The 9,429-nt window shown below is 69.5% G+C and carries 12 protein-coding genes; 5 read left to right on the plus strand and 7 right to left on the minus strand.

Annotation, left to right across the window (positions count from 1 at the left end; all coding sequences use genetic code 11):
- Positions 1–5: 5 nt before the first annotated feature.
- From B3K53_RS13435 to B3K53_RS13445, 3 genes are all read right to left on the minus strand, one after another.
- On the minus strand, positions 6–2,186 hold the full coding sequence (locus B3K53_RS13435; RefSeq protein ID WP_292084959.1) for a protein-disulfide reductase DsbD family protein: 2,181 nt from the start codon (positions 2,184–2,186) through the stop codon (positions 6–8).
- A gap of 121 nt (positions 2,187–2,307) precedes the next feature.
- On the minus strand, positions 2,308–2,766 hold the full coding sequence (locus B3K53_RS13440) for an OmpA family protein (RefSeq protein WP_292084961.1): 459 nt from the start codon (positions 2,764–2,766) through the stop codon (positions 2,308–2,310).
- 126 nt (positions 2,767–2,892) lie between these two features.
- On the minus strand, positions 2,893–3,240 hold the full coding sequence (locus B3K53_RS13445) for a YMGG-like glycine zipper-containing protein (RefSeq protein ID WP_292084963.1): 348 nt from the start codon (positions 3,238–3,240) through the stop codon (positions 2,893–2,895).
- 154 nt (positions 3,241–3,394) lie between these two features.
- Here B3K53_RS13445 and B3K53_RS13450 point away from each other — a divergent pair, with 154 nt between their 5' ends.
- On the plus strand, positions 3,395–4,339 hold the full coding sequence (locus B3K53_RS13450) for a diacylglycerol/lipid kinase family protein (protein WP_292084966.1): 945 nt from the start codon (positions 3,395–3,397) through the stop codon (positions 4,337–4,339).
- Entirely contained in the window at positions 4,339–5,190 is an 852-nt protein-coding gene (locus B3K53_RS13455; protein WP_292084968.1) for a metallophosphoesterase family protein, read from the plus strand. Before B3K53_RS13450 ends, B3K53_RS13455 begins: the two co-directional genes overlap by 1 nt.
- 64 nt (positions 5,191–5,254) lie before the next feature.
- On the opposite strand, the gene B3K53_RS13460 is transcribed toward B3K53_RS13455, so the two are convergent.
- The 3 genes from B3K53_RS13460 to B3K53_RS13470 all read right to left on the minus strand — a co-directional run bounded on the left by B3K53_RS13460 (position 5,255) and on the right by B3K53_RS13470 (position 6,274).
- Complete coding sequence (locus B3K53_RS13460) at positions 5,255–5,431, minus strand: DUF1328 domain-containing protein (protein WP_200165181.1); 177 nt, start codon at positions 5,429–5,431, stop codon at positions 5,255–5,257.
- 106 nt (positions 5,432–5,537) lie between these two features.
- Complete coding sequence (locus B3K53_RS13465; RefSeq protein WP_292084969.1) at positions 5,538–5,930, minus strand: phage holin family protein; 393 nt, start codon at positions 5,928–5,930, stop codon at positions 5,538–5,540.
- The gene (locus B3K53_RS13470; RefSeq protein WP_292084970.1) at positions 5,930–6,274 is read right to left on the minus strand and encodes a DUF883 family protein; all 345 of its coding nucleotides are present in this window, start codon (positions 6,272–6,274) and stop codon (positions 5,930–5,932) included. Before B3K53_RS13470 ends, B3K53_RS13465 begins: the two co-directional genes overlap by 1 nt.
- Before the next feature lie 159 nt (positions 6,275–6,433).
- On the opposite strand from B3K53_RS13470, the gene B3K53_RS13475 reads away from it, so the two are divergent.
- The 3 genes from B3K53_RS13475 (at position 6,434) to B3K53_RS13485 (ending at position 8,689) form a co-directional block, all read left to right on the plus strand.
- Positions 6,434–7,090 (plus strand): fumarylacetoacetate hydrolase family protein, encoded by a 657-nt coding sequence (locus B3K53_RS13475; protein ID WP_292084972.1) that lies wholly within the window; start codon positions 6,434–6,436, stop codon positions 7,088–7,090.
- Positions 7,087–7,719, plus strand: coding sequence for a maleylacetoacetate isomerase (gene maiA / locus B3K53_RS13480; RefSeq protein WP_292084973.1), 633 nt, complete (start codon positions 7,087–7,089; stop codon positions 7,717–7,719). Before B3K53_RS13475 ends, maiA begins: the two co-directional genes overlap by 4 nt.
- A 70-nt stretch (positions 7,720–7,789) precedes the next feature.
- Positions 7,790–8,689 carry an aldo/keto reductase gene (locus B3K53_RS13485; protein WP_292084974.1) on the plus strand — a complete coding sequence of 300 codons (900 nt, stop codon included), beginning with the start codon at positions 7,790–7,792 and terminating at the stop codon, positions 8,687–8,689.
- Between the two features lie 3 nt (positions 8,690–8,692).
- Here the strand turns inward: B3K53_RS13485 and B3K53_RS13490 are convergent, their stop codons facing one another.
- Entirely contained in the window at positions 8,693–9,340 is a 648-nt protein-coding gene (locus B3K53_RS13490; protein ID WP_292084975.1) for a DUF4328 domain-containing protein, read from the minus strand.
- Positions 9,341–9,429 lie beyond the last annotated feature (89 nt).

Genomic DNA, 9,429 nt, shown 5'->3' on the forward strand with positions numbered 1-9,429 from the left:
GAATGTCAGCGGGCGGCGTCTTTCAGAGCGTCGACGACGGTCCCCTCGGTCAGGAGCTGCGGCAGGATGCGCGGCCCGGTTCGGCCCGGCGCATAGAGCAGATAGAGCGGCACCCCCGAGCGGCCGTGACGTTGCAGCTCGGCGGTGATGGCGTCGTCGCGACGGGTCCAGTCGCCGACCAGATAGACCGCGTTCGCCGCCTGCATCGCCTCGGCGGTGCGGGGCGAGGACAGGGCCGCGCCCTCGTTGATCTTGCAGGTGACGCACCAGTCGGCGGTGAAGTTGACCAGAACCGGGCGGCCTTCGGCCAGGGCGGCTTGCACGGCCTGTTCCGACCAGGGCTGCGACGGCAGATGGGCGGAGGAGGCCGCGCCGTCGGTCGAGGCCGGCGCGGCGCGGGCGGCCAGAACGCCAAGGCCAAGGGCGGCGAGCAGGGACAGGGCGGCGGCGATGGCGGCGAGGCGGCCCTTGCCGGGCGCGGCCTGCGAACGGCCCCAGAGCCACAGGGCCAGGGCCAGCATCAGGCCCGCGCCGAACAGCAAGGCGAGCGCGTCAGACGTCTGGCGGCCATAGACCCAGGCCAGCCACAGGGCGGCGCCGTACATGGGGAAGGCCAGGAGGTTCCGAAGCGTCTCCATCCACGGACCGGGTCTGGGCAGGCGCGACAGAAGACGCGGGCTGAGGCTGATCAGGACATAGGGCAGGGCCAGGCCTAGGCCGAGCATCAGGAAGACCGCGAGCGCCATCGGCCAGGGCATCAGCAGGGCGGCGCCCAGGGCGAAGGCCATGAAGGGGGCGGTGCAGGGGGCGGCCACAACCACGGCCAGAACGCCGGTGAAGAAGGCGCCGGCGGCGCCCGGCAGGCGGGCCAGCGGACCGTGCCCCGCGCCTTGCAGGCCCGCGCCGATGTGGAAGACGCCCGACAGGTTCAGGGCCACGGCCAGCATCAGCAGGGCCAGGGCGGCGACCACGCCCGGCGATTGCAGCTGGAAGCCCCAGCCGAGCGCTTGGCCGCCCGCGCGCAGGGCCAGAAGGACCCCGGCCAGGATCAGGAAGGTGGCCAGCACGCCGGCGAGGAAGGCCAGGCCGTCGCGGCGGGCCTCGGCCGGTTCGTGGGCTGAACGGCTGAGCGCCGCCGCCTTCATCGCCAGGATGGGGAAGACGCAGGGCATGAGGTTGAGGATCAGTCCGCCCAGAAGGGCGAAGAGGGCGGCCTGAAGGAAGGCGACCGGCGCCGTGGACGAGGCGGAGGCTTGCGCCGCTTCGCCGTCGCCGAGCGCGCCCTCGCCCGAGGCGCCGGGCAGGACGGCGCCCTGTTCCGCCGAAATCTCCCAGGCGCCGAGATCGGTCGACAGGACCCCCGCCAGCGGCGGCTTCAGACCGTTGGCGGCGAGGCCGCGTCCGGGGGCGAGGGTCAGGGTCAGGCCCTGTGCGCCGCGCTGGCCGGTCTGGGCGGCGGCGTGGTCGATGATCCCGCCCTCGAAAGGGAAGAAATAGGCCCATTTCGGCGTGGCGCCCGCCAGCGGCCCGCCGACGGCGCTGAGGGTCAGCCGGCCGTCGGCGAAGGCGGCGCGGGCCTCGATCCCGGCGGGACGGGGGGCCGAGGCGACCACGGCCTGAATGGCCTGGCCGTAGCGCGGGTCCAGCGGGGCCGCGCTGTCGCGCACCGGCAGGCTGAGGGCCAGATCGAGGTCCTCGGGCACGCACATCTCGTCGCTGCAGACGTAGAAGTGGGCGGCGACGCGCAAGGACAGCGTCTGGCCCGGCTGCATCGAGCCGGGAATCTGAAGCGAAACGGGCAGGAGGACCGCGTCCGAATAGCCGTAGTTCATCAGGCTCTGCAGCCGCTGGCGCTCGGGCAGGGGCCAGAGGATGTCGCCGGGGATGACGCCGTCGGGCAGGTTCCAGCTGAGCGTCGTCGGGCCGCCGGAATCCCCCTGATTGCGCCAGTAGGTATGCCAGCCCGGCTTGATCTTCTGACGCACGGCGACGATCGCCGTCGCGCCGGGCGTGGCCCAGGCGCTCATGGGGACCAGCTCGGCCTCGATCCTTTCGGTGCGCTGCGTCCCGGAAGCCATGGTGGCGGCCCCGGCCTTCAACGCCTGCTCCAGCGCCGTCTGAGCCGGGGCGGCGACGGCGGCGGCGGTGAAGGTCAGCCAGACGAGAAGGGCGGCGAGAAGACGCAAGGGGCGACACCGGGCGACGAAGAACAGGCGGCGACCTTAACCGCCGAACCGCCCGACAGCCACCGTGCCGCGCCGCAAGAAGAGGGACGCGCTGACGCAGCCTCGCGAAAGCCCTGGACGCCTAGCGCCGCGGCTGGGCCTGGATCAGCACCTCGGTGCGGCGGCGCAGGGGGTCGTTGACGCCGTTGACCACCGCGCCCTCGGCGCCGGCGGCGGCGATCTCGAAGGCGGGGGCGGGCAGGCCGGCGACGGCCAGGGCCTCGGCCACCGAACGGGCGCGGCGCTCGGACAGCGACTGGTTGGAGGCGGGGGTGCCGGTGCGGGCGTCGGCCAGACCCAGAACCTGGACCTTGGTCACGTCGCAGCCCTGAAGCTGGGTGGCCGTCAGGCTGATGGCCTCGCGTGCGGCGGTGGTGAGACGGGCCTGGTCCTGATCGAAATAGACTTCGAACCGCTTGGCGCCGCAGGCGGCGGGATTGCTGACCAGATCGCTGCGCTTCTTGAAGACGCCGGGCGTGGAACAGCCCGCCAGCAACGCCAGGGTCAGTCCAGCCGCGATGATCGGGAGGATCGGTTTCATCATTCAGCCCCTCGACAAGGCGCCCAGCCCCGGGCGCGCACATTTCACGTCAGCAAAAAGGGCGGCCCGCACCAACGGACCGCCCCTTGAACCTGACCCGAAAAACCGTCGGGCGCCAGTGTCGTCTTAGTAGCGACGCTGGCCGTTTTCCCAGTAGCATTCGGTCTGGCGGTTATCGTAGCAGTAGTAATAACGGCCCTGGTTGTCGCGATAGCGCTGCTGGTTGTTGCGGTCCTGGCTGGAGCCGCGGATGGCGCCGGCCGCGCCGCCGGCGAGGGCGCCGATGGCCGCGCCGGTGGCTGCGTTGCCGCCGCCGACGTTGTTGCCGATGATGGCGCCGGCGACGGCGCCGATGCCGGCTCCGATCGCGCCTTGACGCACGGTTTCGTTGCTGCCGCCGCCGTAATACGGGTCGCTGGCGCAGGCGGTGACCAGGAGGCCGGCGCCGGCGATGGCGATGATCGCCTTGTTCATGGATCTGTCCTTCATGCCAAGGGGGCTCCCCTGAAGCCTGAAGAACGCAGGTGAAACGGGGCGGTTCCGGGGCGACGGCGACAAGCTTCACATTATTTTGTTCGCCGTCTGCGGTTTGGCGGAACCGGGCCGGGAAACGAGGCGTTCGCCGACCATGATCGACGTTTCCTCTGAAACCGGCGTGCCGGTAGATGCGCCCGAGACGCCCCGTCTTACGCCTCATGTCCCGATGAAGAGGGTGACCATACTGGTCAATCCCCTGTCCGGCGGGGTCGGACCGCAAGCCGCGGACGAAGCCGAGGCTATTCTGTCGGTCTATGATTTCGAGGCGACCGTGGTCGTTCTGGAAGGCGCCCGGATCCCTGACCAGATCGCCGCGGCGCTGGAGGCCCGACCCGACGTCCTGTTCGTCCTGGCCGGAGACGGCACGGCGCGCTCGGTGGCGACGCGGGCCGGGGCCAAGGGGCCGCTGGTGGCGCCCCTGCCGGGCGGGACGATGAACATGCTGCCCAAGGCGCTATACGGCACGGGCGACTGGAAGCTGGCCCTGCGACGCGCGCTGGAGGAGGGCGCCCCCCTGGCGGTCTCCGGCGGGGTGGTGGAGGGCGAGGCCTTTTACTGCGCGGCCATTCTGGGGGCGCCGGCCCTGTGGGCGCCCGCGCGCGAGGCGATCCGGACCGGCAAGCTGAAACAGGCCTGGATGCACGGGCGTCGGGCGCTGAAGCGCGCCTTCAGCGGCCATATCCGTTTCAGCCTTGACGGCGGCGCCCGGCGTCGGGCCGAGGCCCTGGTTCTGATCAGCCCGATGATCTCCAAGGCCATGGACGAGCCGGTGGGGCTGGAGGCGGCGGCGATGACCACCTCCGACGCGGCCCAGGCTTTCGGCCTGGCGGCGCGAGCCCTGTTCGACGACTGGCGCCATGATCCCAACGTAACGACCCAGCCGGCGCGTCGGATCAGCGTTGCGGCGCGTTCGAAGATTCCGGCGGTGATCGACGGCGAACCCATGCTGCTGGGCCGCGACGCCAGCATCAGCTTCCTGCCGCGAGCCTTCATGGCCCTGGCGCCTCGACCCCCGGCGGCCGAGGACAGCGTCTGATGGGGCGGGTCCTGCAGTTCTCGGACGTGCATTTCGGTTGCGAGCATCAACACGCCGTCGCCGCCGCCCTGGAGTATGCGCACGCCACGCCCCACGACCTGGTCCTAATCACCGGGGACATCACCCAGCGCGGGCTGCCGGCCGAGTTCGCGGCGGCGGGCGACTGGGTGCGGGCCATGCCCCAGCCGGTCTTCGTCACCGTGGGCAATCACGACGTGCCCTACTGGGACGTGATGGCGCGGTTGTTCTGGCCGTGGCGAGCGTTCGAGAGGGCGACCGGCCATCCGGCCCATGATCACGAGTTCAAGAGTCCTGATCTGATGGTGCGCGGCGTGACCACGGCGCGCGGCTGGCAGGCCCGGCCCAACTGGTCCAAGGGCGTCATCGACCTGGACCAGACGCGTCGGGCGGCCGAGGCCCTGCGCCACGCCCCGATCGGGGCGCTGCGGATCCTCGCCTGTCACCATCCCCTGATCGAGATGATCGGCGCGCCGATGACCGGTGAGGTCAAGCGCGGCGACAAGGCGGCGCTGATCTTCGCCGAGGCGGGGGTGGACCTGATCGCCACGGGCCATGTCCATGTGCCGTTCGCTCTCGGCATCGATCTGTCGGATCGCTGTTCCTACGCCATCGGCTGCGGGACCCTGTCGCATCGCGAACGCGGGGCGCCGCCCAGCTTCAACCGGATCGAGTGGGACGCGAAGGAGATCGTGGTCACGGCTGTGGTCTGGACCGGCAAGCGGTTCGAGGATCATCAGACCTGGCGTCTGCCGCGCCGTCAGGACACGCGTCGGGTCGAGACCGCGCCCGATCCGGCGACGCCCGGCGAAATGGAAGCCGCCGCTCTTTGAGACAGATACGAAAAGGCCCCGACGGATCGTCGGGGCCTCTTGTTTTTTCACGTGAAACGCGACGTCAGATGCGCGGGCCGCGTCCGCGCATGCCGCCCACCACCAGCGAGACCACGAACAGGATCACGGCGATGATGGCGATGAATTTGGCGATCTCGAACGACATGCCCGAGATTCCGCCGAAGCCGAGAACAGCAGCGACCAGGGCGATGATGAAGAAAATGATGGCCCAGCGAAGCATGGACGACCCTCCGAAACAGTGTTGAAGAGAGCAAAACCGTCGACCCCTCCCGTCGACCGTTCCGCCTGACTTCACAACGCCTCGGAGGCTTGGCCGTTCCGATCTTTTATCGGCGCCGCGGCCGGCTTTTTTCAGTAAAGGCCGCCGCCACCATGGTGGCCAGGGCCGGGTTGCGCAGGAAGATGAAGCCGCCGGCCAAGGCCGCGGCTACGCCCAGAATGGGCCGTTCCTGGAACAGGTGGAAGGCGCGCACGCCCAGACTCTCGGGCTCCTGTTCCTCTTCATCGTCCTCGCCTTGTGCGCGGCGCACGAAGACCAGGGCGATGATCAGGGCGATGACCGCGAACAGAGCCGAGGTGATGGCCGCCGCCGCCAGAGGCACGACGACCAGCGCCAGCAGATAATAGACCGTGGCGCCCAGGGCGACCATGGCCACGAAGCCCGCGCCGGCGGCGACAAAGGTCGCCACCGCGCGGTTGATCAGCCCCCGCCCGATCATCAGCGGCGACGACCGGCGATGAGCAGGCCCAGGACGAAGCCGACGCCGAGGGCGATGGCGGTCGACTGCACCGGACGCTCCTGCACGCGTTCGACGACATAGCGCTGGGCTTCCTCGAAGCGCTCGGCGGCTTCGTCGTAATACTCCCGGCCGCGCACGCGGGCGTCGTCATAGTAGCCGCGGGCCTTCTCGCGCAGCTCGTCGCCCTGCTCGCGCAGGCGGGCCTCGGCGGCGGCGGCCTTTTCCTTCAGGCGCTGCGTTTCCTCGCGCGCGCCGGTCTTCAGATCCTCCTTGAGGGTCTTGAGATCGTTCTTGATGTCTTCCCGAGCCTTGGTCGTGGCCATGATGCGCGCTCCGCTTCTGTGTAAGCTTGACGATTAAATAGAGAACCCCCGCCCCGAACGCCACACCGACGACCAAGGTTCCTGCACTGCAGCAAGACCCTGTCCGTCGCGCAAGCCGCCTTCTGGCGTCGTTCGAACCGTCGTTCTAGAACCAACGCCATGACCCAATGGCTGTTCCCGCCCGCGCCCACGCCCTCGCTTCCGATTGTCGGCGAACCGCGACGTTTTCCCGTCCGGCGCATCCTGTGCGTCGGTCAGAACTACGCCGCCCACGCCCGCGAAATGGGGGCGGACCCGAACAAGCCCGCGCCCTTCTTCTTCGCCAAGCCCGCCGACGCCCTGGTCGTCGACGGCGCCGATCCGGCCTATCCCTCGGCCACCGCCAACCTGCACCATGAGGTCGAGCTGGTCGTCGCCGTCGGTGAAGGCGGGACCATCGCGGGCTGGGCCGTCGGCGTCGATCTGACGCGGCGCGACCTGCAGGCCGAAGCCAAGGCCAAGGGACGACCCTGGGAGGCGGGCAAGGCCTTCGACCAGTCGGCGCCCTGCGGCGCCCTGACGCTGGGCGCCCTGCCCGAGGCCGACGCGGTGATTGAACTGACGGTCAACGGCGAGACGCGCCAGTCGGGCCGTCTGTCGGACATGATCTGGGATCCGGCGGGCATTCTGGCCAAGGCCTCGGAGCTGTGGTCGTTGCAACCGGGGGACCTGATCTTCACCGGCACGCCCGAGGGCGTCGGACCTCTGGTTCCCGGCGACCGGGTCGAGGCGCGTATCGACGGTCTGGCCCCGCTTCGCTTCACGGTGAAACCATGATCCTGCACGGCTACTGGCGCTCGGGCACCAGCTATCGCACCCGTATCGCCCTCAGTCTCAAGGGGCTGGCCTATGAGACGGCGCCGGTCGATCTGCGGACGGGGGCGCAGAAATCCGACGCCTACCTCGCCTTGAACCCGCAGGGTCTGGTTCCGGCGCTGGAGACCGGCGACGGCCAGGTCCTGACCCAGAGCCCGGCCATTCTGGAGTGGCTGGAGGAAACCCATCCGACCCCGGCCCTGCTGCCGTCGAACGCCGCCGACCGCGCCCTGGTGCGGGCCATGTCGGCCCTGATCGGCTGCGATATCCATCCGCTGAACAATCTGCGGGTGCTGAAGGCGGTGCGCGAGCTGGGCGCCGATCAGACGGGGGTGGACGCCTGGGCCGGGCGCTGGATTCTCGACGGCTTCGCGGCGCTGGAGGCGCTCGTGGCGCGGCACGGCGAGGGCTGGTGCTTCGGCGGCGTCCCGAGCCTGGCCGACTGCTATCTGATTCCGCAGATCTATTCGGCGCGCCGGTTCAACGTGGATCTGACGCCGTTTCCGCATCTGCTGGAGATCGAGATGCGGGCCGAAGTCCATCCGGCCTTCATTGCGGCGCATCCGGACAATCAACCGGACGCGGATTAAGCCTGTTCGTTCACCAACAGCCTTGATTTCGGTCAATCTCCCTTAAGCTTTGGCGCTGAAGATCAGCGTCGTGAGATTCGCCCTTCCGCCCTCTCCGGCCGACCGGCTCGCCATCGCTGTGGTGACAGAGCCCGAACGGTCCCGCCCGCTGCCGCCCGGCCAGCGGGAGGACGCCATGCGCCATCTGCTGCAAACGGCGGGCGACGCGGGCGTCGGTCTGGTGGCGACCCGGCCCGAAGGCGACGTCGAGCGCCTGCTGGGTCAGGCCTGGCCCTTCCCTTCTCCCTTCCGCGTCACCGTGCGCACCGTGCCCCTGGCCGACGGTCTGGACCGGGTCGAGGCCCGCGCCCGCCGCTCGCTGGAGCGCATGGGCCTGCCGCGCGGCGACGCCGTTCTGGTGCAGAACGCCTCTGATCTGGCCGGGGCCGAGGGCCGCGCCCTGTGGGCTCGCCTGCAGGCGCTCAAGGAACGCGGCGTCTTCCGCAAGATCGGCTTCGTCGCCACCGTCGAGGACGGCCCGGCCCTGATCGCCCGCCGCTTCCAGCCTGACGTGGTGCAGGTCGCCTGCAATATTCTGGATCAACGCGCCGCGCGCGGAGGGGTCATCGAGACCCTGGCCGCGCAGGGCGTCGAGGTGCACCTGGCCTCGGTCTTCGCCCAGGGCCTGCTGTTCGCCAATCGCGAGAGCCTGCCGCCCGAACTGGCCGCGCACGGCATGGCCCTGTCGCGCACGCGTCGGCGTCTGGCCGAGGCCCGGGTCGATCCGATGCAGGCGGCCCTGGCCTATGCCCTGAACCTGCCCGGCGTGGCCTCGGTGATCGCCAGCGTGGCCTCGGCCGCCGAACTGCGCGCCATCGTCGCCGCCTCGCACGCGGCCAAGCCCGACATCGACTGGGACGCCCTGGCCCTGGACGAGGCCCCCGCCGCCGTGGCCTCGCGCCTGCGCCTGCACGTCAGCAACGCCGCGTAAGGGTCAATCGGCCCAACGAGGCGTGTTTTCGGCAGGCGCACGACGATAGTTCGCGCGAACGAGATCGCGTTGGCGCAGGCTGACGGTGCGCCCCATGCGAAGGAAGATCACGCCGCTGGCGGCCAGGCAGGCCAGTCCGGGGGCCAGGATCAGGAGGCCATCCGGCGAGGCGCGCTGCAGCAAGACGTTGGCGATACTGGACAGGATGCTTCCGGCCAGGAAAAGACCCCACCACCAGCGCAGGAAAATCGGCTCCCGGGTCTTTCGCCATGTGTCAGGTTGCGTCGAAGCCGCCCAGAGGTCGGCCGTGACCCCATAGGGTTTCCAAAGCGACAGAAAAGGAATGAAGAACCAGAGCACGGCCCAGAGCGGGCTGCTGCCGACCTTGAGGTTCATGGCGTGAAGATTGCGAGTGGACCAGTAATACCAGATCAGGGTCAGGATGGCGCCGAGCAGATAGAACAGAGCCATAAGGTCGCCGACGATGACGGAAGCGACCGCCGCGGTCTCTGCCATTGCCCCGCTCGCGAAGGCCAAGGCGAGCAAGATGAAAACCCCCGCAGTTGCTGAGGCGACATAGAGCCAGCCCACGACCTCGACCGCGCTCCACAGGCCGATGAGATTGCGCGGCGTGCGCGAGGCCTTTGTCATAGAAATTTTCCCCGATCCCCGATGAAACGGATCATTTCTTTTTCTTGTTTGCAAGCCTGCGCTTGAGGCGGGCGCCCCGATCCGTCACC

Origin of the sequence: Brevundimonas sp. UBA7506, assembly GCF_002479495.1 — a bacterium.
Lineage (GTDB): Bacteria > Pseudomonadota > Alphaproteobacteria > Caulobacterales > Caulobacteraceae > Brevundimonas.

Coding starts and splice junctions, on each gene's coding strand:
- B3K53_RS13440 (WP_292084961.1), bottom strand. CDS start 2,766: ATGAAACCGATCCTCCCGATCATCGCGGCTGGACTGACCCTGGCGTTG.
- B3K53_RS13445 (WP_292084963.1), bottom strand. CDS start 3,240: ATGAACAAGGCGATCATCGCCATCGCCGGCGCCGGCCTCCTGGTCACC.
- B3K53_RS13450 (WP_292084966.1), top strand. CDS start 3,395: ATGATCGACGTTTCCTCTGAAACCGGCGTGCCGGTAGATGCGCCCGAG.
- B3K53_RS13455 (WP_292084968.1), top strand. CDS start 4,339: ATGGGGCGGGTCCTGCAGTTCTCGGACGTGCATTTCGGTTGCGAGCAT.
- B3K53_RS13460 (WP_200165181.1), bottom strand. CDS start 5,431: ATGCTTCGCTGGGCCATCATTTTCTTCATCATCGCCCTGGTCGCTGCT.
- B3K53_RS13465 (WP_292084969.1), bottom strand. CDS start 5,930: ATGATCGGGCGGGGGCTGATCAACCGCGCGGTGGCGACCTTTGTCGCC.
- B3K53_RS13470 (WP_292084970.1), bottom strand. CDS start 6,274: ATGGCCACGACCAAGGCTCGGGAAGACATCAAGAACGATCTCAAGACC.
- B3K53_RS13475 (WP_292084972.1), top strand. CDS start 6,434: ATGACCCAATGGCTGTTCCCGCCCGCGCCCACGCCCTCGCTTCCGATT.
- maiA (WP_292084973.1), top strand. CDS start 7,087: ATGATCCTGCACGGCTACTGGCGCTCGGGCACCAGCTATCGCACCCGT.
- B3K53_RS13490 (WP_292084975.1), bottom strand. CDS start 9,340: ATGACAAAGGCCTCGCGCACGCCGCGCAATCTCATCGGCCTGTGGAGC.